The organism is Pseudoxanthomonas wuyuanensis (assembly GCF_900215535.1).
GTDB classification, from domain to species: Bacteria; Pseudomonadota; Gammaproteobacteria; order Xanthomonadales; family Xanthomonadaceae; genus Pseudoxanthomonas_A; species Pseudoxanthomonas_A wuyuanensis.
Window position 1 is genome coordinate 735,089 of record NZ_OCND01000001.1, and the last position, 22,443, is coordinate 757,531.

15 protein-coding genes are annotated in these 22,443 nt (G+C 67.8%); 7 read left to right on the plus strand and 8 right to left on the minus strand.

Annotated features, from left to right (window positions below):
• The first annotated feature begins 45 nt into the window (after positions 1 to 45).
• Genes CRO39_RS03280 through CRO39_RS03290 form a run of 3 tightly spaced genes read left to right on the plus strand, consistent with a single transcriptional unit; the run spans position 46 to position 6,034 of the window.
• Positions 46 to 1,317, plus strand: coding sequence for a TolC family protein (locus CRO39_RS03280; RefSeq protein WP_244904250.1), 1,272 nt, complete (start codon positions 46 to 48; stop codon positions 1,315 to 1,317).
• On the plus strand, positions 1,314 to 2,888 hold the full coding sequence (locus CRO39_RS03285; protein ID WP_343124851.1) for an efflux RND transporter periplasmic adaptor subunit: 1,575 nt from the start codon (positions 1,314 to 1,316) through the stop codon (positions 2,886 to 2,888). Before CRO39_RS03280 ends, CRO39_RS03285 begins: the two co-directional genes overlap by 4 nt.
• Positions 2,885 to 6,034, plus strand: a complete 3,150-nt coding sequence (locus CRO39_RS03290) for an efflux RND transporter permease subunit (RefSeq protein WP_097120417.1) — start codon at positions 2,885 to 2,887, stop codon at positions 6,032 to 6,034. Before CRO39_RS03285 ends, CRO39_RS03290 begins: the two co-directional genes overlap by 4 nt.
• 341 nt (positions 6,035 to 6,375) lie before the next feature.
• Here CRO39_RS03290 and CRO39_RS03295 read toward each other — a convergent pair whose 3' ends face one another.
• Both CRO39_RS03295 and CRO39_RS03300 read right to left on the minus strand, forming a co-directional pair.
• A complete protein-coding gene (locus CRO39_RS03295; RefSeq protein WP_097120771.1) occupies positions 6,376 to 7,479 on the minus strand; it encodes an Acg family FMN-binding oxidoreductase in 1,104 nt (367 codons plus the stop codon).
• Positions 7,480 to 7,566: 87 nt separating this feature from the next.
• Positions 7,567 to 7,794, minus strand: coding sequence for a 2Fe-2S iron-sulfur cluster-binding protein (locus tag CRO39_RS03300; protein WP_097120418.1), 228 nt, complete (start codon positions 7,792 to 7,794; stop codon positions 7,567 to 7,569).
• A gap of 538 nt (positions 7,795 to 8,332) precedes the next feature.
• Here CRO39_RS03300 and CRO39_RS03305 point away from each other — a divergent pair.
• The 3 genes from CRO39_RS03305 to CRO39_RS03315 are packed head-to-tail and all read left to right on the plus strand — an operon-like array spanning position 8,333 to position 11,699.
• Positions 8,333 to 9,463, plus strand: a complete 1,131-nt coding sequence (locus CRO39_RS03305) for an acyltransferase family protein (RefSeq protein ID WP_097120419.1) — start codon at positions 8,333 to 8,335, stop codon at positions 9,461 to 9,463.
• Positions 9,424 to 10,593, plus strand: coding sequence for a serine hydrolase (locus CRO39_RS03310; RefSeq protein ID WP_238394520.1), 1,170 nt, complete (start codon positions 9,424 to 9,426; stop codon positions 10,591 to 10,593). Before CRO39_RS03305 ends, CRO39_RS03310 begins: the two co-directional genes overlap by 40 nt.
• Positions 10,590 to 11,699, plus strand: coding sequence for a serine hydrolase (locus CRO39_RS03315; protein ID WP_097120420.1), 1,110 nt, complete (start codon positions 10,590 to 10,592; stop codon positions 11,697 to 11,699). Before CRO39_RS03310 ends, CRO39_RS03315 begins: the two co-directional genes overlap by 4 nt.
• Positions 11,700 to 11,832: 133 nt before the next feature.
• Here CRO39_RS03315 and CRO39_RS03320 read toward each other — a convergent pair whose 3' ends face one another.
• Positions 11,833 to 13,278, minus strand: coding sequence for an alpha-L-fucosidase (locus tag CRO39_RS03320; protein ID WP_097120421.1), 1,446 nt, complete (start codon positions 13,276 to 13,278; stop codon positions 11,833 to 11,835).
• A 168-nt stretch (positions 13,279 to 13,446) separates the two neighbouring features.
• Here CRO39_RS03320 and CRO39_RS03325 point away from each other — a divergent pair, with 168 nt between their 5' ends.
• Positions 13,447 to 14,220 carry a copper homeostasis protein CutC gene (locus tag CRO39_RS03325; RefSeq protein WP_238394521.1) on the plus strand — a complete coding sequence of 258 codons (774 nt, stop codon included), beginning with the start codon at positions 13,447 to 13,449 and terminating at the stop codon, positions 14,218 to 14,220.
• 124 nt (positions 14,221 to 14,344) lie between these two features.
• On the opposite strand, the gene CRO39_RS03330 is transcribed toward CRO39_RS03325, so the two are convergent.
• The 5 genes from CRO39_RS03330 to CRO39_RS03350 all read right to left on the minus strand — a co-directional run bounded on the left by CRO39_RS03330 (position 14,345) and on the right by CRO39_RS03350 (position 22,439).
• Entirely contained in the window at positions 14,345 to 15,343 is a 999-nt protein-coding gene (locus CRO39_RS03330) for a carbohydrate kinase family protein (RefSeq protein WP_097120423.1), read from the minus strand.
• Between the two features lie 33 nt (positions 15,344 to 15,376).
• Positions 15,377 to 16,429: a LacI family DNA-binding transcriptional regulator gene (locus tag CRO39_RS03335; RefSeq protein WP_238394527.1), complete on the minus strand. Its 1,053-nt coding sequence runs from the start codon at positions 16,427 to 16,429 to the stop codon at positions 15,377 to 15,379.
• A 195-nt stretch (positions 16,430 to 16,624) separates the two neighbouring features.
• Positions 16,625 to 17,680 (minus strand): sialidase family protein, encoded by a 1,056-nt coding sequence (locus CRO39_RS03340; RefSeq protein ID WP_097120424.1) that lies wholly within the window; start codon positions 17,678 to 17,680, stop codon positions 16,625 to 16,627.
• Between the two features lie 310 nt (positions 17,681 to 17,990).
• Positions 17,991 to 19,829 (minus strand): glycoside hydrolase family 35 protein, encoded by a 1,839-nt coding sequence (locus tag CRO39_RS03345; protein ID WP_097120425.1) that lies wholly within the window; start codon positions 19,827 to 19,829, stop codon positions 17,991 to 17,993.
• Between the two features lie 237 nt (positions 19,830 to 20,066).
• Positions 20,067 to 22,439 carry a GH92 family glycosyl hydrolase gene (locus CRO39_RS03350; RefSeq protein ID WP_097120774.1) on the minus strand — a complete coding sequence of 791 codons (2,373 nt, stop codon included), beginning with the start codon at positions 22,437 to 22,439 and terminating at the stop codon, positions 20,067 to 20,069.
• Between the last annotated feature and the right edge of the window lie 4 nt (positions 22,440 to 22,443).

The following is a 22,443-nucleotide window of genomic DNA, read 5'->3' on the forward strand; positions in this document are numbered from 1 at the left end:
CGCTTGCGCTGCGGCGCCTGTTCGGTTGTCGTTTCGGAGGTCGCAATGTTCTTCCATTCCCTAGCCGGCGCCATGCGCACGGCTGTGCCATGCCTGATCGCCGCGGCGCTCGCGGCGCCCTTCGCCACCGTTGCCGCGGAGGTATCGCTGCAGGAGGCGGTCCAGCGTGCGGTCCAGAGCGCGCCGCTGCTGGAGGCTCGCCGCGCCGCGGTCGAATCGGCCCGGCAGGAGTCGCAACGTGCCGGCGCCCTGCCGGATCCGATGCTCAGCGTCGGTATCGACAACCTGCCGGTCACCGGCGCCGATGCGTTCGATACGCGCATGGACGGTATGACGATGAAGAAGATCGGCCTGCGCCAGGACATTCCCGCGCGCGCCAAGCGCGATGCCCAGCGGGCCCTGGCCGGGCGCCAGGTCGATGAAGCGCAGGCGCAGTCGCAGGCCGAAGCGCTTGCGGTGCGCCGCGCGGCGGCCGAAGCCTGGATCGACCTGTGGGCCGCGCAGCGCGAACTCGCCGCGCTGCAGGCATCGGGCGAGGAAGCGGCGCTGGCGGCAAGGCTGGGCAAGGCCCGCGTTGCCGGCGGTGCCGGAACGGTCGGCGATGCGCTGGCGGCCGCGGCCGCAGTGCTGGAACTGGACAACCGTGTCGAAGCCGCGCTCGCCAGCGAGCAGGCAGCGCAAGCGGCGCTGGCGCGCTGGCTTGGCGGGGGAGCGGTCCATGCCGGTATCGGCATGCCGGATTTCGATTCGTTGCCGATAGCCGCGGAACGCCTGCTGGCCGCGGTCGAACGCGTGGGCCCATTGCTGCCGGCCAACGCACAGGTGGAATCGGCGGCGGCGGCGATCGACGCCGCTCGCGCCGACAAGCGGCCGGACTGGAGCGTGGGCGCATCATATGGCCAGCGCAGCGGCAACCGCAGCGACATGCTGATGCTGGAGGTCGGCATCGGACTGCCGTTGTTCGTGCGCAACCGCCAGGACCGCGGCATTGCAGCCCGCGAGGCGGAGTACCGGGCGGCCCTGGCCAGTCGCGAAGACCTGCGCCGGCAGGAAACCGCACGCATCCGTGCCGACGTGGCGCGCTGGGAAGCGCTCAAGCGGCAGGCGGCGCGGTACGGCAGTGGGCTGTTGCCGCTGAGCCGCGACCGCAGCGCCGCCGCGCTGGCGGCCTATCGCGCCGGCGGCGAACTGCAGCCATGGCTCGACGCGCGCCGCGACGAACTCGATACGCAGGTCGCGTACGCCCGTTCCTTGGGCGAACTCGGCCGCGCCTGGGCCGCGTTGGCCTTCCTGTTGCTGCCGGAGACCCAGCCATGAACCGCAGTTATCGCATTGCCGCCCTGCTCGCATCGCTGGCGGTGGTTTCGGCCGCCGTGGCACTCGGCTACCGATGGGGCCAGTCGCGTGCGGCCGCGTCACCGGCTGCCGCCAGCGCGGACATGCCGGAAGAACGGAAAGTCCTGTACTGGTACGACCCGATGGTGCCCGACCAGCGCTTCGACAAGCCCGGCAAATCGCCGTTCATGGACATGCAACTGGTGCCGAAGTATGCCTCGGACTCCGATCCGGGGGACGCGGGCGAGGTGGGTATCGCCATCGACCCCGGACTGCGCCAGAACCTGGGCGTGCGCACGGTGGTGGTGGAACGCGGCCGGCTGGCAAGCACGCTGCGGGTACCTGGCACCATCGGTTGGGATCTGCGCCAGGAACATGTGGTCAGTGCCCGCCTCGACGCGATCGTCGATCGTCTGCACGTCAAGGCGCCGTTCGAGCCGGTGCGCGCCGGGCAGCCGTTGGCCACCATCCTGGCACCGGCATGGAGCAGCGCGCTGGCCGAAAGCCGCTCGCTGGGTCGCGCGCAATCGGCTTCGGCGCGCGAGCTGCAGGCCGCCTCGCAACAGCGGCTGCGTGCGCTGGGCGTTCCGGCCGGCGCTACCGGCAACGGCCGCATCACATTGACGTCGCCCATCGCCGGCGTGGTCAGCGAGATCGGCGCGCGCCAGGGCCAGGCCGCGCCCGCCGGCATGACCCTGTTCCGCATCAACGGCACCGCCACGGTCTGGCTGGAAGCGGCGATTCCGCAGGCGGCCGTTTCCACGGTCGCCGCCGGCACGCCGGTGGAAGCCATGGTCGATGCGCGGCCCGGGCAACTGTTCCGCGGCCATGTCGAAACGTTGCTGCCGCAAGTGGATGCCGGCAACCGCACGCAGCCGGCGCGGATCGTGCTGGAAAACCCGGACGGCGCACTGGCGCCGGGCATGTTCGCCCAGGTCGCGCTCACGCCGCGCGAAGGCGACGAATGGCCATTGGTGCCGTCGGATGCGCTGATCGGCGGCGGCGCGCAGGCGCGGGTCATCGTGCTGGGCGAGGACGACCGCTTCCGTCCGGTGCAGGTGAAAACCGGCCGCAGCGGCAACGGCATGACCGAGGTGATCGCCGGCCTGCAAGGCGGCGAACGCATCGTCGCATCGGGGCAGTTCCTGATCGATTCGGAGGCCAATCTTTCCGGTGCGCTGCAGCGCATGGATTCAGGCGCCGCCGCGCTGCCGGCTGCCGCGGCCGAAGACGGATCGCATGGCGCGCATGACTCGCGCGGGTCGGACGATGCCGACGCGGACGGCAGGCCGGCAGCGACAAAGAGCGAAACGCCGGCGCTCCCGCCAGCACCTGAACCCGCACCCGCATCGGATCAGCGGTCCGCACCGCCTGCAGCGCGCCGTTGCCCGGTGCTGTACTGGTACGACCCGATGGTTCCGGAGCAGCGGTTCGAGCAGCCGGGCAAGTCGCCGTTCATGGACATGCAACTGGTGCCGAAGTTCGCCGCCGATGCCGATCCCGGCTGCACGATCCGCGATGTATCCGCCGCCGCTGCGGAGCAGCAGCCATGATCGCCGGCATCATCCGCGCATCCATCGCCAACCGGCTGTTCGTGCTGGTTGCCGCGCTGGCGCTGGCGGTGGCCGGCGTCTGGTCGGTGTCGCACACGCCGCTGGATGCCTTGCCGGATCTGTCCGATACCCAGGTGATCATCCGCACCGAATGGCCCGGGCAGACCCCGCGCATTGTCGAGGATCAGGTGACCTACCCGCTGACCACGACCATGCTGTCGGTGCCGGGCGTAAAGGCCGTGCGCGGCTTTTCGTTCTTCGGCGATTCGTTCGTCTATGTGCTGTTCGACGACGACACCGACCTGTACTGGGCGCGCTCGCGCGTGCTGGAATACCTGAGCCAGGTGCGCGACCGCCTGCCGGCGCAAGTCAGCCCGTCGCTGGGACCCGACGCCACCGGGCTGGGCTGGATCTACGAGTACGCGCTGGTCGACCGCAGCGGCAAGCACGACCTGGGCCAGTTGCGGGCGTTGCAGGACTGGTTCCTGCGCTACGAGCTCAAGACGGTGGCCGACGTGGCCGAGGTCGCCAGCATCGGCGGCATGGTGCAGGCCTGGCGGATCGAACCGGATCCGCAGGCGCTGGCAGCCCGCGGCATCGGCATCGAACAGCTGGTGGAGGCCATCCGCGATGCCAACGGCGCCACCGGCGGCTCGGTCATCGAGCAGGGCGAAGCCGAGGTGATGGTGCGCAGCGAAGGCTATCTGCGCACGCGCGAGGACTTCGAGCGGGTGCCGGTGGCATCCGCCGGCAATGCGGTGCCGGTGCTGTTGCGGGACGTGGCCAGCGTGGGCCGCGGCCCGACCTTGCGGCGCGGCATCGCCGAACTCGACGGCGAAGGCGAAGTCGCCGGCGGCGTGATCGTGCTGCGCTCGGGCAAGGATGCGCTGGCGGCCATCGAGGCGGTCAAGGCCAGGCTGGAGGGTCTGAAGGCCAGCCTGCCGGCCGGCGTGGAAATCGTGCCGGTCTACGACCGTTCCGAGCTGATCCGCGAAGCGGTGCGCAACCTCACCGGCAAGCTCGGCGAGGAATTCCTGGTCGTGGCGCTGGTATGCGCGCTGTTCCTGTGGCATCTGCGCTCGGCGCTGGTGGCGGTGGTCAGCCTGCCACTGGGCGTGCTGGCGGCCTTCATCGTCATGCATTACCAGGGCATCAGCGCCAACCTGCTGTCGCTGGGCGGCATCGCCATCGCCATCGGCGCAATGGTCGATGCGGCGGTGGTGATGATCGAAAACGCGCACAAGCATCTGGAGCACTTCCATGACCAGCACGGCCGCGAGCCCGACGGCAACCAGCGCTGGCAGCTGATCACGCAGGCATCTGCGGAAGTCGGACCGGCGCTGTTCGTCAGCCTGTTGGTGATCACGCTGTCGTTCGTGCCGGTATTCGCGCTGCAGGCGCAGGAAGGCCGCCTGTTCTCGCCGCTGGCCTATACCAAGACCTACGCCATGGCCGCTGCCGCCGGCCTGGCGATCACGCTGGTGCCGGTGCTGATGGGCTATCTGATCCGCGGCCGCATCCGTCCGGAGAAGCACAACCCGCTCAACCGCGGCCTGATCGCGCTGTACCGGCCGGCGCTGGAGGCGGTATTGCGGTTCCCGAAACTGACCCTGGCGCTGGCCGGCGTGGTGCTGCTGGCCAGCCTGTTGCCGATGTCGCGCCTGGGCAGCGAATTCATGCCGCCGCTGGAGGAAGGGACGCTGCTGTACATGCCGACCGCCTTGCCGGGGCTGTCGGCGGGCAAAGCGGCCGAACTGCTGCAGCAGACCGACCGCATGATCATGAGCGTGCCGGAAGTCGCGCACGCGTTCGGCAAGGCGGGCAGGGCGGACACCGCGACCGACCCGGCGCCGCTGGAGATGTTCGAGACCACGGTGACGTTCAAGCCGCGCGACCAGTGGCGGCCCGGGATGACGCCGGAAAAGCTGCGCATGGAACTGGACCGTGCAGTCAAGGTGCCCGGCCTGACCAACCTGTGGGTACCGCCCATCCGCAACCGCATCGACATGCTGGCCACCGGTATCAAGAGCCCCATCGGCATCAAGGTATCCGGTCCGGACACGGCGGTGCTGGCGCAGTTGGGCGATCGCATCGAACAGGTCGCCCGCACCGTGCCCGGAGTCAGTTCGGCGCTGGCCGAACGCATCGGCGGCGGCCGCTATCTGGATGTCGCCGTGCGCCCGGAGATGGCCGCGCGCTACGGCCTGAGCCAGGCCCAGGTGCAGCGGCTGATCGCCACCGTGGTGGGCGGCGAACCGGTGGCCGAGACCATCCAGGGCCGCGAACGCTACCCGGTGGTGGTGCGCTATCCGCGCAGCATTCGCGATTCGCCGGCCGCGCTGGCGCAACTGCCGCTGATCGCCTCGGGCGGGGTGCAGCTGACCCTCGGCCAGGTCGCCGATCTGGCCTTCAGCGAGGGGCCGCCGATGCTGCGCAGCGACGACGCGCGACTGAGCAACTATGTCTATGTCGATGTGGCCGGGCGCGACCTGGGCTCAGTGGTGGCGGATCTGCAGCGCGAGGTCGGCGAACAGGTGGAGTTGCCGCCCGGCTATGCGGTCGGCTGGTCGGGACAGTACGAGTACCTCAAGCGCGCCAGCGAGCGCCTGCGGGTGGTGGTGCCGGCGACGCTGGCGATCATCTTCGGCCTGATCTACCTGGTGTTCCGGCGCGCATCGGAGGCGGCCATCATCATGCTCAGCCTGCCGTTCGCGCTGGTCGGCGGCCTGTGGCTGATCTGGGCAATGGGCCATGCGGTGTCGGTGGCCACGCTGATCGGTTTCATCGCCCTGGCCGGCGTGGCGGCGGAGTTCGGCATCATCATGCTGCTGTACCTGCGCCAGGCATGGGAACGGCAGCTGGCGCTCAATCCGGATGCCGGTCCGCTCGAACTGGATGCGGCAATCCGCGATGGCGCGGTGCAACGCGTGCGGCCCAAGGCGATGACGGTGGCGGTGATCCTGGCCGGCCTGTTGCCGATCCTGCTCGGCGGCGGCGCCGGCGCCGAGGTGATGCAGCGCATCGCCGCGCCGATGGTCGGCGGCATGCTCAGCGCGCCGCTGCTGTCGATGCTGGTGATCCCGGCGGCGTACCGGTTGTTGCAACGGCGTCAGCTGTCGCGCCCGCACCGGCCTTCATCGCCGTAAACGGGGGCGGCAGGATTGAGCGCCCAGAAGGAGAGCAGGTGATAACCGACCGCCAGCCACGACCGCAGCAATGCCGGCGAGGGATACCCAACGTCCGGGATTCGAGGTGCCAGGAGCACAACCGCGATCATCGCGAACGTAGCCGCGTCCAGAACGTTCTGCAATGGCCATATCGCTGGTTGTAGACGGCTAAGACTTCAAAGGACCACGCCTGCGTGAAGGGAAGCTTCATCTCCGGAGCCGGCAGTGATGGCGATACGATTGTCCCTGGCTTCGGACTCCCAGCCTCGACTCAGATGGGCGACGGCGTCTTCGGCGGGAATGGATTTCCCATGTGCAAGCTAGATCAGCACGGCTTGCATCGGACGCCGCAGCGAGCGAGGCATCAGCTGGCCGCGGCCGAAGCGCACAACCAGATCCGCCCTGCGCTCGCCGATACCAAGAAAGCCGCCGAACTGCGGCCGCAGCGCTGCAACTTCGACGGGCTGATTGAGGAACGCATTGCGAATGCCGAGCGCCGTGGCTTGCAGCGCAAAGCGCTGATAGCAACGTCCGGCTTCGATCCAATGCTCCCTATCATCGTGCTCGGAAACAAAAACGGCGATTACCGCCGAGCTACGCACCTGCGCTGCGTACTTGTCGTTTTCGCGCTGCGGCGTAAGGAATAGATCGAACAGGCGGCTGCCCAGCCAGCGTGGCGCGGTCGGATTTCCCGTCGCGCCGGTGAACAGGCCATCGCCGGTGCGTACCGCCTCATCTTCGTTGAACCGTATCCACGCCTTCAGTTCATCGATGAAGGCGGGATCATGCATCTGGGCAGTGTTGCCCTGAACGACGTAGTCCAGGATGTTGTCCGTGGCGGAGCTTTCGGTAAAGAGCAGGACCTGCACGCCTTCGCCGCTGCCTGCGAGCTCGAGCTTCGTCAGCTCCGGGCCGGAGAGCGGCGTTCCGTCGTACGGCGAGCGCGTGCATTGGCGCTCTGGAATAGCCTGGAACAACGGCGAGACGATGGCGCGGGTCGGCATCAGCGCGAAGTCGAGCGCGCCGTCCAGTTCCGAACGGAAGCGGCTTTCGGCCATCAGGCCATGGGCCATCGCCGCCTGCGCCAGGTTTTCTGCGGCGCATCCGAGCGAGACGAAGAGGTGATGATCGTCTGGGTCGACGGCAGGACACCGTCGCGAGAAGTCCGGCAGTATTGCCACTGCGCCATCGCCGATGCTGAACTTCCAGCATTGCGTGTTGTGACTGGAAGGCGCCAGCGTCGCATAGCGGACGAGCTCGCGTAGCACGGCAGTGGGATCGCCCGGATGCCCATCGCGGTGGCGCCAGGTTCGCTGGACTGCGGCGTCGTAGCTTTCGCTTTCGCTTTTTACCGTGCAGCCGGATGCCGCTACCGAAGCGGCTGCTGCGGCGGCGTTACCAAGAAAGAGTCGTCTGCTGAGCATCAGTGGCTCCTTGTCCGGCAAGAGCGGATGTCCGATCGTCGGACGATAGTGTCTGGCTTACCATGGCGTGTCCTTGATCTCGCAGCTCTAGGGCAGCGGCTCGTGGCAGCCAGGGCGGTTATGGAAAGGCAGGCCTGGGCCTGCGGAGATTTCGACCGTGCATGACCAGCATTGGCCGACCGGGGCCAGACGATCGTCGTGGCGTAACGTCGGGACCTCTATTCCCAAGGCGCGCAAGGCCTGCAGCACGCTCAGGCCGGCCGGGAACTCGCGTTCCTTGCCGTCGACCACGACCTTCAGCCGTGCCACGTTCATGCAGGCATCTTAGCGGCGTATCGTTTGCCGAACCGTTGATCCCGATCAACATCGCGGCGGTGCAGGTGCCCGCAGTGGGTGCGCGTGTTGTCGGGATCCACGCCGCGAATCGGCTGATGTCCCGGCGGCGTACCGGCTGCTGCAGCGGCGTCAGCTGTCGCCTCGACGGGACGCCTCGCCCGCGCCAACGGTGATGCCAAGTTAGTGGCCCGATGATGGTGGCGCCGCTTAGTTCTGCCGCAGCCGCTGCCCCGGTTGCGCCAGGTCCGCAAAGAACTGCTCGCGCACCAGCTGCCGGCCAGCTCCTGGCATGCGCAGGATCGCCGCCGGGTGCCAGGTCGCCATGGCCTGCGCGGATCCACGCGGCTGCCAGCTGCCACGCTCCTGAGTCAGCCGCAAGCATAGGCGTGCAAAGTGAACGCTTTCGCCACCTCACTGCCCATAGCGATTCGTTCACACCGTCTTGCCGCTACGGTGGCAAAGCTTGTTGCGTGCAACTCTGGTTCAACGCCCCTACGACAGGTTTTCCCGCGACGACATGAACGCCACAACGGCCAGCGCTGTTTCCGCCGAACGCACTGCCGCGACAGCGGTCGGGCGCATGGATGCGGTGGATCTGGCGCGCGGCATCGCGGTGGCGCTGATGATCCTCAGCCATGGCGTCAACGGGCTGCTGCCATTCGACGATTTCACCGACTGGGGGTTGGTGCCGGTGCATGCGGTCACCAAGGTCGCCTCGACGCTGTTCTTCATCGTGTTCGGCGTTGCGCTGGGGATCGCGTTCGTACCCAAGACCAACCGGCCCGACTGGGCGCAGCGCCGCAACCGGCTGCTGCTGCGCGGACTGTTGATACTGTTCTGGTACAAGGCGCTGACGGTGATCGAGATGTATGGCCAGCACAGCCGCGGCGAGATCGCCGACACCTTGCTGTACCGCGATTTTCCTTCCTATGTCGAGGTTCTTGGCTTTTACGCCGTTGCGCTGCTGTGGCTGCCATGGCTGCTGCCGCTGTGGGCGCGCACGCCGGCCTGGTTGCGCTGGAGCAGTCCGTTGCTGCTGGCGGGGCTATCGTGGTGGCTGCTGCGTCATTTCGATTTCTGGGGAGTGCCGCAACTGCAGGCACTACTGGTCGAGCATCCGGACTACTACACCTGGGGGCAGCTGGCGCGCGGGCCGCTGGTGCTGCTGGGCCTGCTGATAGGCGGCCTGTTGCTGCCACGTTACCGGGATGCCGGCCAGCGGATCGCATTGGCGGGGGCGCTCGCGGCGATCGGTGCCGTGCTGCTGGTGCTGTTCCAGCAACTGGCGGGCGCCGGGCGTGAGGAGGTGCTGCAGAGCATCGCCCGCAATGCCGGCAAGCACCCGCCGGAGCTGATGTTCATGCTGTTCAGCATGGGCGGTGCGCTGTTGTTGCTGGCCTTGTCCCTGGCCGGCGGGCAGGCGCTGGCGCGGCTGCTGAGGCCGCTCACCATCATCGGCACCAACGCGCTGATGGCGTTCATTTTCCACATCACCGTGATCTTTGTGCTGTTCCGCGATGCGCTGGGCTACCTGCATGCGGTTTCCTACCCGTATGCGCTGGCGTTGACGCTGCTGCTGATCGCGGCGACTTCGCTGTGGATCTGGTTGTGGGAGCGGATGTGGGCGATGTGGCGGAGGAAGCGCTGATGCTGCGGTTCTGGCTGCGGGTTTCGCTGGCGGCATGGCTGCTGACCGGAACATCGCCGGCAGGGCAGGCCGCGCAGGCGCCTGCGCCGCCGGCCAGGCCCGCGGACGACAGCGCCGCAATACTGGCGCCGTCGTGGGCACCGGCGCTGCAGGCGCGGCTGCAGGCGGTTGAAAAGCGCTTCTCCGGGCGGATAGGGGTGTACCTGCACCATCTGGGACGCAACGAATCTCTGTCCTACCACGCCGATGAGCCGTGGTATCTGGCCTCCGGCGTCAAGGTGCCGGTTGCGATCGCGGTACTGCGTGAAGTCGAACAGGGCAGGCTGGCACTGGATACGCGCGTGCGCCTGCAGGAAAGCGACTTCGTCGATGGCGCCGGCCAGACCAACAGCTATCCGGCAGGCACCCGGCTGCGGGTGTCGTTCCTGCTCGAGCAGATGATCATCCACAGCGACAACACCGCAAGCGATGCGTTGATCCGGACCGTTGGCCTGGACCAGGTCAATTCGGTCGCCACCGAACTGTTGGCCACCAACAAGCTGATCGTCACTTCGCTGTCGGACGTGCGCCGGCTTACCTATGCCATGTTCGATCCGCGCGCGGCCGGACTGAGCTCGCAGCAGCTGCTGGCATTGCGGCGTACGCCCGCCGGGGAAGCCAGGGTGCGGCAACTGGCGACGATACTGGGCGTGTCGGCCGAGGACTTTCTGCTGCCGGATCTGGACAGCGCGTTCGAGGCGTACTACGCCACCGAGGTCAATACCGCTCCGCTCAGCGATTTCGGCCGCATGCTGGCGACGCTTTCCGATGGCCTGGCGCTGAATCCGGAAGGTACCGCCTATCTGCTGAACCTGATGTCGCGGGTAAAGACCGGCGAGCAGAGAATCAAGGCGCGGCTGCCGGTGGCGTCGCGGTTCGCCCACAAGACCGGCACCCAGCACCGCCGCGTCTGCGACCTGGGCATCGTCGCCACGCCGGTGGGCCGACGGCAGGAACGCGTGGTCATCGCGGCATGCGCGCGTGGCGGTACGCAGGCTGCAGGCGAACGGGCGCTTCGCGAAATCGCCGCTGCTGTGACCGCATCCGGTCTGTGGACGCTGCCCAGCCCCACTGGGCGGGTGCCGCGATGAGCCGCTGGCTTGGCCGCACCGTCGCCATCGCGCTGATGCTGGCGCTGGTTTCGACCGCCTGCCAGCGCCAGGATCCGGCGCAACGCGAGGCGGTGGCAACGGATGTTCCGGCCGATGCGCCGGCGTGGGTGGCAGCGCTGGCGGAGCGGGTCGAACGCATCGATCGAGCCATGCCGGGCGAATTTGGCGTCTACGTGAAACGTCTTGGCGAGAATGATGGCATCCTCGACCGCGGTGGCGACCGCCGCTGGTATCTGTCCTCGACCATCAAGGTGCCGGTGGCCATGGCCGTGCTGGAGCAGGTGGATGAAGGCGAGCTGGCGCTGCAAGACCAACGCGTGCTGGCCGAGTCGGACTTCGTTGACGGCTCGGGCGACCTGATCTGGCAGAAGCCCGGCAGCCGCTACACGGTCGCCGACCTGCTGGAAAAATCGTTGCAGGACAGCGACAGCACCGCCACCGACATGCTGATCCGGCTGATCGGACAGCGCCGACTGAACCAGCGCGTCCAGGCCTGGAGCGGTGGTGGTTTCGGGCCGCTGACGACGATCCAGCAGGTTCGTTACGACGTCTACGGGGCGGCACATCCGGGCGTGGCGAAACTGTCGAACATGGATCTGGTCAGGCTGCGCAATGCCGAGGCCGGCGAACCGCGGCTGCAGGCGCTGGCGCAGGCGCTGGGCGTGCCGCGCAGCGAACTCGATGCTGGAACGCTGGATGCGCTGTTCGAAAACTACTACCGCCGCGGCGACAACTCGGCCACGCTGAGGGCATTTGCGGCGGTGCTGGAGCAACTGGCCGCCGGCCAGTTGCTCGGCCCCGAATCGCGCCAGCGCGTCCTGGGCCATATGCGCCGGATCAGTACCGGTGCGCGGCGCATCCAGGCGGGTCTGCCGGAAGGCGCCGATTTTGCCCAGAAGACAGGTACCCAGATCGGACGCGCCTGCAATCTGGGCATCATCGATCCTGACCGTGGCCGCGATGGCGCGGTTGTCGTCGTCGCCTGCGCCGAGCGCTTCGATGCCCTTGCCGAGGCCGAACAGGCTTTCGAACAGCTTGGAACCGCGTTGGTTGACGTTGGGCTGGTGCAAGCCGGCGCAAGATAGCGCTGCTGTTGTCCATGGCTGGCCTGGCGCCGGCCACCGCGGTTGCATCGAACCTTTGCGCTCAGGAAGCAACCGCCAAGCGCTTCGCGACCGTCCCCGGCTTTGCCGGGGACGGTCAGCGGCTTTGCTGGGCTCAGTGGGCAGGCGCTGCGCCGGGCAGGCGGAAAACCCAGGCGTAGGCGTTGGCGGTCTGCTTGCGCAGCGATGCCGGGACCTCGACCACCGTCGCATCGCCCTCGCGTCGCCACGCCAGCGGCGCGTCGCTGCCGAGCAGTTTCACTTCCGCGCCGGCGGCAGGTGCCGGGCCCGGAATGCGCAGCGTCGCCGGCAACCTGGTTTCATCGGCATCGGGCAGGTAGAACGCGTGTACGGTGCCGTCCTTCAGCCGCGTATAGCGGAACTTGCCGTCGCGGTAGGGGGCGATGGAGCGGCTGGCGTAGACCGCCTCGCCGTTGACCTTCATCCATGCGCCGATTTCCTGCAGGCGCTGCACCGCGACCGGCGGCAGCTCGCCGTTGGCGTCGGGGCCGACGTTGAGCAGGTAGTTGCCGCCCTTGGCGATCACGTCGACCAGCATCTGCACCACGCTGCGCGCGGATTTGTAGTTGTCGTTGGGCGTGTACGACCACGAGTCGCCGAGGGTCATGCAGGTTTCCCACGGGTAGGGCAGCGGCTGGTCGGGTATCTTCTGCTCCGGCGTGCGGTAGTTCTCGTAGCGTCCGCCCACTGCGCGGTCGACGACGATCAGGCCGGGCTGGTGCTTGCGCGCCATCGCCGCCAGTCCCGGCATGTCGATGTCCTGCGGCCACGGCACGCCGGCATTGCCTTCGGCTATGTTGTCCAGGGTGTCGGTCGGGCGCACCCAGCCGCCGTCCAGCCACAGGATGTCGACCGGGCCGTATTGCGAGGTCAGTTCGCCGATCTGCGCATGGGTGAAATCGACGAAGCGCTTCCACATGTCCGGATGCTTGCGCGTGTCGTAGTTGTTGTGGCGGTTGGGCGTGGCCCAGCGCGGCGACCAGTAGTCGTCGTTGTGCCAGTCGGGCTTGGAGAAATAGGCGCCGATGCCGAAGCCTTCGGCGCGGAACGCATCGAACACCTCGCGGGTGATGTCCGCGCGCGGGTTGGCGTGGAAGGGCACGTTCGGTGCGGTAATCCTGTAATCGCTCTGGCGCGTGTCGTACATGTTGAAGCCGTCATGGTGCTTGGTGGTGAACACCACGTACTTCGTTCCCGCGTCCTTGGCGATTTGCGCCCACAGCTCCGGGTCGAACTTGACCGGGTTGAACGTCTCCGGCAGCCGTTCGTAACGTTTGACGTAGTCGACATAGGCTTCGCCCTCCGGGCGCTCGCACCACTCCACGTCCTCGGAGCAGATCGACCACGATTCGACCACGCCCCACTGGCTGTACGGGCCCCAGTGCATCATGAAGCCGAACTTCCAGTCCTGCCATTGGTCCAGCTTGCGCACCACCAGCGGGTCGGTTTCCGGTACGTACTCGCCAGGGCTTTCGGCATGCGTGGCGGAGAATGGCGCCGCGCACAGCAGCGCGGCCAATACGAGTCGTAGTGGGGTCATTCGTCGTTCTCGATTGGTGGATTGTTTTTGCCGCAAGGCTGGACCGGCCCCGCAGGATCGTTGTCTGCAACCGCAACAGCGGCGCTGCCGGCTTGCGCCTCTTCGCCGACGAATGCCGCAGGTAATGGCATCATCGTCATCCGAACCAGAACCGGGAGCCGGCACGTCGTGGGAGCAACCTCAGTGGAACAGGAACGCGCCAAAGCGTACGTCGTCGAGATCGCCGCCAATTCGCTTGCCTCGGCGCTGGCCGCGCAGGAGGGAGGCGCTTCGCGCATCGAACTGTGCACGGCGCTGGAACTTGGCGGCCTGACCCCGTCTCCAGGGCAGATCGCACTGGTGCGCGAGCGCCTGTCCATTCCGGTGCATGTGCTGGTGCGGCCGCGCGCCGGCGATTTCGCATACGCGGACGAGGAGCACGCCACCATGCTGGCCGACATCGCATACTGCGCCGCCGCCGGCTGCGACGGTGTGGTGGTCGGTGCGCTGACTGCCGATGGCCAGGTGGATGTGGCGCGTTGCTGGGAAATGGCCGCCGCCGCTGGCGGGCTCGATCTCACGTTCCACCGCGCCATCGATGTCTGCCGCGATCCGGCGGCGGCGCTCGAGGCCATCATTGGCCTGGGTTTCACCCGCGTGCTCAGTTCCGGCGGCGCCGCCAGCGCGATGGACGGCAGCGCCAATCTGCGGCGCCTGGTCGAGCAGGCCGCCGGTCGCATCGAAGTCATGCCCGGTGCGGGCATCGACGCGGACAACGTCGCCTCGCTGATGGCCGCGACCGGCGCGCGCCAGTTCCATGCCTCGGCCAAGCGCGCATTGCCTTCGCTGATGCGGTTCGCCCCGGCCAGCGCACTGGGCATGGCCGGCGGCGAGACCCGCAGCGATGCCGCCGAGGTGCGCCGCCTGGTCCAGGCGCTGGATGCCGCCGCCAGGGCGGCATGAGCATGCGGTAGTTGCCGCGAAAGCAACGGCCCGACACCGCCGCCGACCGCAATCCGCCGCGCCCGCTTGGCGTCGGGTGCGGGCGGCGGTGAGGCGCGGGCAGCTACCCAATGCATGACGCGCCCTAGGCTTCCACCGCAACGGCGCCCAGCAGCGCGCTCGCTTCCAGATGGGTCGGCAGCGCGGCGAATGCGCCATGCCGGGTCACTGCCAATGCGCCGCAGGCCGAGGCATAGCGCAGGCAGCGTTCGAGTTCTGCCGGCTGGCCCAGGAATGCGTCGAAGCTGCGCGCATCCACCCGTTCGCGCTGAAGCTGCGACAGCAGGCCGCCGATGAAGGCATCGCCGGCGGCGGTGGTATCGACCGCCTTGACCTTGAACGCCGGCAGCTCGCCGCTGCGACTGCGCGTGAACCAGCGCAGCGGCGCGGCACCGTCGGTGACCAGCACCAGTCGTGCGCTGCGCAGCAGGCGGGCGACGACGTCGCGGTCGCCAAAGCGGCCTTGCTCCTTCAGGTATTCCAGCTCCTCGCGCGCCAGCTTGATCAGGTCGGCGGCCTCAAGCGCCTGCCATAGCACCGGCAGCGCAGGCGTCGCGTCCGGCCACAGCGCAGGACGCAGGTTGAGGTCCAGGCTGACCAGCGCACCGGCGGCGCGCGCGCGGGCCATGCCGGACAGCGTGGCCGCGGCGATACCGGTATCGGTCAGGCTGTTGCTGCAGGCATGGAACACGCTGGCGGCGGTGAAGCAACCGGCGTCGAAATCCGCATCGCGGAACAGCAGGTCGGCGGCAGGCGGGCGGTAGAAGCTGAAGCTGCGTTCGCCGTGCGCGTCCAGCGAGACGAAGGCCAGCGCGGTCTTGGCCGCGGCGGTGCGGCGCACGTAGCGTACCCCTGCGCCGGCCTCGCTCAGGCTGTGCAGCAGGAAGTCGCCGAACATGTCTTCGCCAAGCATGCCGACGAATTCGCAGCGGCCCCCCAGTTTCGCCACCGCGACTGCGGCGTTGGCCGGAGCGCCGCCGGCGAACTGGCGGAATGTGCGCGCTTCGCCCGGTGCGGGTTCGCCGGCAAGGAAGTCGATCAGCGCTTCGCCGAAGCAGAGGATCGTGCTGCTGTCCGCGCTCATCGAACGGCGGCCAGAAGCTGCGGACAAGGGGATTCAGGCGCTCGGCGCATGCGGGGTGCTCTCTCGTTCGGTCAGCAGCACGGGCACGATGATCGACTGTCGTGGCGACGACGGTGCGGCGGCGCGCTGCAAAAGAAGTTCGGCGGCCTGACGTCCGCGCGCGCGCGGGTCGGCGTTCAATGTGGTCAGCGGCGGGACGCCGACCGCGGCTTCAGGAATATTGTCGAAGCCGGTAATGGCGAAGTCCACGCCCGGATGGCGGCCCAGGCGCGCCAGTCCCAGCATCAGGCCCAGCGCCACCGCGTCGTTGTAGCAGACCGCAGCGGTAGGCGCCGTGTCGGCGGCGAACAGCTCCGCGGCGTGCGCGTTGGCCTCCAGCCGGGTAGGCGCGGTTTCGATCATCCAGTGTGGTTCGACCGCGATGCCGGCTTCGGCCAGCGCGTCCAGGTAGCCCAACCGGCGCTCGCGGCAGGAACTGGAACTGGCGTGGCCGCCGTAGAAGGCGATACGGCGGTGCCCCAGCGCCAGCAGCCGGGCGGTCGCGGCGCGCGCGCCGGCGCGGTTGTCCAGGCCAAGGAAGTCGTATTCGAAACCCGCAACCGGCGCGCCGGTCAACTCGCGGTTGAACACCAGCAATGGCGCATGCCGGCCGATCGCCAGTTCCACATCGGCGATGTCGCTGTTCTCGGCCGGCGACAGAATGATTCCGGCCGGATGGTGCTCGATCATCGAACCCAGTACCTGACGCTGCCGGGCCGGCGATTCGTTGCTGCTGCCGAGCAGGGTGACGAAGCCTTTTGCGCCGAGCGCTTCGTCGACGCCTGCGGCAAACTCGGCGAAGAACGGGTTGGACAGATCGTTGATGACCAGCGCCACCGTGGAGGACACGCGCTGGCGCAGGTTGGCGGCGGCGCGGTTGTAGATATAGCCTTGGCGCTGCATTTCCGCCTCGACCCGGCGACGCGTTTCGGCATGCACCAGCGGGCTGCGGCGCAGTACCAGCGACACCGTCGCGCGCGAAACCCCGCAAGCGCTCGCGATGTCGGTCAGGGTGATCCTGCGTGGCTTTTCCAAGGCGTCACCAATCCGGTTTTAGATCGATCCAACCGCCATATCCTGCGGCAAAGCGGACATACCTGCAAGTCGCAAAGCCTCGCTTTCTGCAATTGCGCGCCGGGTGCGCATGTGGCGTGCGCCATCGGCCAAACGGGCCGCGCGTGGCCGGGCCCGTCGGCAAAGCATAACTGCCGGCCGGGTCTTCGCGCATGAGCGCGCTACCGGTCATCCGCCCTCCGACGCCGGCGATGGCAACCAACGCGGGTCCAGCACCACATGCTTGATCCGCTGGCGCTTCCAGGTGTAGCTGACATGCACCCGCCCATCGCGCGTCTGGATCACGGCCGGATAGGAGAACTCGTCCTTGGGACTGTTTTCCAGCGTCAGCACCCGCCGCCATTGCACGCCATCGTCCGACAACGCCACCGCCAGCACACCACGGCCGTCCCACCAGTCCCTGCCGGCGACGGCCGGGTTGTAGACCAGCAGTGCGCGACCATCGTGCAGCATCACCGCATCGGTGCCGGCGTTGGGGTTTTCGATATCCAGCAATGTCATCGGCTCCCAGTTGGCGCCGCCATCATGGGAGAACGTGCTGAACACCCGGTTCTGCCTGCTGCGCCCCAGTGCCTGCAAGCGCCCATCGCGGTGGCGCAGCAGGCTGGGCTGGATGGCGCCGATCTGTGCCGGGTCGTTGAGCGCGGGGCCCGTGCGCCAATGCCCGCCGCCGTCGTCGCTGTACTCGATGTGCACGCGCCAGCCGTCGCTCTCGTCTTCGCGGCTGCTCGGGGCCAGGATACGGCCATCGGGCAGTTGCAGCGGTTTGTTCTTGATCGGGCCCAGAACGCCGTCGGGTAGGCGCCGGGGCGTGGACCAGTGCATGCCGCCGTCGGAGGAAACGGCGCGCAGTCCCCACCATTGCCGCGGATTGGGACCGGCCTTGTAATACAGCTGCAAAGGGCCGCGCGCGGGCTGGAACAGCACCGGGTTCCATGCCGGTTGCGGGCGCCCGTCATGCTGGCCGCCATCGGCCACGCGCCGCGGCGGTTGCCAACCTTCCGCATCGCGGCGGGCAAGCCAGATGCCGACATCGGCGGCGCCTTCATGTTCGCCGCCGAACCACGCCGCGAGCAGGGCGCCGTCGCGGGTTTCGACCAGGGTGGAAGAATGGCTTTGCGGCGTGGGCGGATTTTCGGCGACGAATTCCTCCAGCACGACCGGGTCGCGGTTGGCTGGGACATCGCAGGCGGCGACGGCGGTGGCAAGCAGCAGGGCGGGCATGGCACGGGTTGTTGCTGAGGGAAGCAGATGGAAATCCGGACTGCGCGGCGGCGTCCGGTTTAGTGCATTGCGGCGTGGCGCGTTCATCATGTAGTCCGGTTCCTGCCGGCATTGCCCGTCCACGCTGCGGCGGTCGGCGTCGAGGCAAGCGCCGGCTTCGCCAGCGGCTGCAGCGGCAATGGGAGGCGATACGACATCGGGCACTACCTCAAGGGGGAAGGCGCGGCCATCGCCGCACGGCTGGGAAAGCGGATGGGAAGCGCAGTCCTGCGGGCATGCCTCCGCTGTCGCCCAGGGTGCGGGGCGGAACTCACTCATGTCCGCCGCCGCTCCAGCGCGGATCCGGCACGCCGCGTACGCCGGCGGCGTTGGCGCTGTCCAGGTCGAACACCACTACCAGGTTGTCGCCTTGCCGTTGCCAGGGGGCCGGGAAGTACAGCGTGCGCTGCGGGCCGATGTTCCAGTGGCGGCCGAGGTTGCGGCCGTTGACCCAGGCAAAGCCCTTGCCGAAGGCCGCCATGTCGAGCCAGACGTCGGCCGGGGAAGCGATGCGCACGTTGCCGCGATGGAATGCCGGGCCTTCGATTCTGGCCGTGGTCCAGCCCTGCAGGCTGTCGGGCGAACGCATCGGCAGCGGGAACGCCTGCCAGTCCAGCAGTTGCTCGCCATCAAGCAGCACCGGGTCGACCAGCCCGGCGCGGCCGTCCGCCATGCGCGGGCCGTAGTTGATGCGCCCGCTGTTCTCCACCAGCACATCGAGCGTGTGTTCTCCCGCTGGCACGTCCAGTGTCAGCGACACCTGCTGCAAACGGCGCTCGACGCTGCCGGCAAGCTTGCGGTCGAGATAGACGCGGGCGTAGTCGCGCACTTCGCCCAGGTAGAGATCGCCCTTGCGCGGGCCGGTCACGGTGGTGCGGTACAGGATGTAGCCGTAGTCCTGGCCGTAGGCTTCCATCGGCAGCGGCGTGTCGCTGGCGATGGGCGCGGGCAGGTTGTCCCATAGCGAGGCCGATTCGCGCAGCGTGGCCTTGGGCAAGGCGGAAAAGCGCAGCGGTGCCGGCAGTGGCGGCGGCTGCACCCCGGTTGCGCGTGCGATGGCATCGCGGAACAGGGCGAACTTGGGCGTCGGCCGCCCGGCCTCGTCCAACGCCGCGTCGTAGTCGTAGCTGGTGGTCTGCGGTGCGTAGTGGTCGCTGGGATTGCCCTGCAAGTTGGCGCCGTTCATGAAACCGAAACTGGTGCCGCCGATGAACATGTACAGGTTCACCGAATGTCCTTGCCGCAGCATCCATTCCAGTTCCTCGGCCTGCTGGCTGGCATCGGTGCTGGCGTGCGGCTTGCCCCAGTGGTCGAACCAGCCGGCCCAGTATTCGCCCACCATGCGCGGCCGGTCCGGCTGAAACTTCTCCAGCTTCCCGAATGCGCTCTTGGCTTCGCCGGGGGCGAAGTTCACCACCGCCAGCGTGTCGGGCAGCGCGCCGTTGGCCAGCATGTCGGCGCCGTCGGAGGTGAACAGCAGCGCTTTGCCGAAGCCGGCCTGCACGAACAGGTCGCGGTTGGCCTGCATATAGGCATGATCGTCGTCGTAGGAACCGTACTCGTTCTCGACCTGCACCGCGATGATCGGGCCGCCGTTGCCGTTGAGCAGCGGGCGCACCTGTTCGGCGACAGCTTGCAGATAGGCGCCGCTGGCGGCCAGGAAACGCGGATCGCGGCTGCGCACGCGCATGCCCGGCACGGCGAACAACCAGGCCGGATAGCCGCCGGCTTCCCATTCGGCGCAAACGTAGGGGCCGGGGCGAAGGATGACGTTCAGACCCTGCGCGGCGGCTTCGCGCACGAAGGCGGCAATGTCGTTGTCGCCGGTGAAGTCGAATTCGCCGCGGCGCGGTTCCACCAGGTTCCAGAAGACGTAGGTCTCCACGGTATTCAAACCCAGCGCCCGCGCCTTCTGCAGGCGGTCTTTCCAGTATTCGCGCGGTATGCGCTGGAAATGGATCGCGCCCGAAACGATCTGGTAGGGCTCGCCGTCGCGGGTGAAGTGGGTGGTTTGGGTGGAGAAGACCGGCCAGGCGTCTGCAGCGATGCCATCGACCGGTGCGATTGGCGCGAGCGCGATGATGAGCGAAGCGAAGATGTTGCGAAACATGGGAGTCTCTTTGATGTATGGCGCCAACAGGAGCGCGGTGCCGAACTTTGTCTCCTTCTCCCTCCGGGAGAAGGTGGCGCGCAGCGACGGATGAGGGCGTGAAGCTTCCGCTTGTAATGAAGTCGGCTTGCGGCTCATTGCCATTCCCTCATCCGCCCTTTGGGCACCTTCTCCCAAAGGGAGAAGGGAAATGCAGACTTTGACGATTCCAGATTCCCCATTCTCGTGTCCATGCCATCAAACAAACGACGGCGGCAGATCTTCTTCGGCTGCGCCGAATGCAAGGTTGGGTTTCGGCCCCATCTCGAACTCCAGGGTGCCGCCCGCGGCCAGATCGGCGTGGCGTATCCAACTGCGCGTGTACGGTTGGCCGTTCCAGCGCACGCGCTGCACGTAGACATTCTTCGCGCTGGTGCGGCGGGCAACGATGCGCAGCACGCGGCCGCCGCCGACGTCCAGTTCGGCACGAGGAAACAGCGGGCTGCCCAGCACGTAGTTGCCGCTGACAGGATCGACCGGGTAGAAGCCCAGCGCGCTGAGCACATACCAGGCGCTCATCTGTCCGCAATCCTCGTTGCCGGACAGTCCGTCGCGGGCGTCGCGGTATTGCTCGCGCAGCAGCCGGCGCACCATGGCCTGGGTCTTCCATGGTTGTCCGGCGTACGCATAGAGGTAGGCCACATGGTGGCTGGGCTCGTTGCCGTGCGCGTACTGGCCGACCATGCCGTCGATGTCCGGCGGCGCGCCGGCCGGTAGCTCGGAGCTGGCGCTGAACAGTTCGTCGAGCTTGTCCACGAAACCGTCGCGGCCGCCAAACAGATCCATGTAGCCGTACAGGTCGTGCTGGTTGAGGAAGGTGGCCTGCCACGCATTGGATTCGGTGAAGTCGTGCCAGCACTTCATGTGGCCGAGCGCGCGCGGGTCGAACGGGGTGGCCCAACTGCCATCTTCCCGCCGCGGCTGGATGAAGCCGCTGTCGCGGTTGAACAGATGGCGGTAGTTGCGCGAACGCTCCCGCAGAACGCGGTAGTCGTCCCCGGCGCCGGCCGCACGCGCCAGATGCGCGCAGGCCCAATCGTCGTAGGCGTACTCCAGGGTGCGGCTGGCCGCTTCGCTGACCTTGTCGCTGGGAATGTAGCCGAGCCGGCGGTAGTACGGCAGGCCGTGGAAATCGTCGTCCATCGCGCGCTTGCGGAACAGCGGCCAGGCCGCGGCGTAGTCGATGCCTTCGAAGCCCTTGCTGTGCGCCTCGGCCAGCGCAACCGCCGAGTGGTAACCGATCATGGTGTCGGTCTCCACGCCCTGCAGCGGCCAGATGCCGACGCCGTCCGGGCATTCGGCCGCGCCGCGCACCAGGCCCTGCATCAGATCGGGGACGCGCTCTGGCTGCACCAGGGTCAGCAACGGGTGCAGCGCGCGGTAGGTGTCCCACAGCGAGTAGGTGCTGTAGTTGCGGTAGCCCTCGGGCAGCGTGTGCACCTGCAGGTCCATGCCGCGGTAGCGGCCATCGACGTCGCTGAACAGCGTCGGCGCCAGCAGACTGTGGTACAGGCCGCTGTAGAAGATGCGTTGCTGGGCCTCGTCGCCGGTGTCGATACGCACCCGCGCCAGTTCCTTTTCCCATGCGGCGACCGCTTCGGCATGCACGCGGACGAAATCGAAGTCGGGCAACTCGGCATCCAGGTTGGCCAGCGCGTTCTCGGCACTCACCGCGGAGATGCCTACCTTGACCAGCAACGGCGCATCGCCGGCGTCGGGGTAGTGCAGGGCGAGTTTGAGCCGGGTGGCATCGCTCGCCTGGCGCGCGTCTTCGGCCAGCGGCTGATCGTCGGCGTAAAGCTGCGCGCGCGCGAACGGACGCGACAACCGCATCGCGAAGAACAGATAGCGCCCCTTGGCCCACTGGTAGACGCGCCGGCCGCCGACCACGGTGCGCTGATCGACGATGCGCAACTGCGCGTCGCTGAGCCGCGTCGGCGTGGACGGGTTGTCCTGGTAGCCGTGGCACAGGTCCAGCAGCAGGTGGCCGGGCTGGCCATCGGGAAAGCGATAGCGGTGCAGGCCGGCGCGCGCGGTGGCGGTCAGTTCGGCATGGATGCCGGTGTCCTTCAGCAGCACCCGGTAGTAGCCGGGGGAGGCGGCCTCGTCGGCGTGGTCGTAGCGCGAACGGTAGCCGGTGTCCGGCGCATCCAGGGCACCCGGTTGCAGTTTGACCTCACCGGTGCGCGGCACCACCAGGAAGTCGAGCATGTCGCCGATGCCGGTGCCGGACAGATGGGTATGCGAGAAACCCATGATCGAGCCGTCGGACTCGTGGTAGCCGCTGCACCCGTCCCAGGTGGTGTTGTTGGTGTCCGGGCTCAGTTGCACCATGCCGAACGGCAGTGTGGCGCCGGGGAAGGTATGGCCATGGCCGCCGGTGCCGATGAACACGTCGACATGGCGGGTCAGGTCGGCCTTTGCGCGCGCGTCGGCGGGCAGCGCGAAGTTGCCGGCGCGTGCGAACGCGAGGCCGGGCAGACCGCCGCTTCCGAACAAGGCCAGGGCAATGGCGCCTTGCAGGAATCCGCGTCGGGAGGGGGCGAAGCCGGGACCGGAGAAGGGCGCCATAGCT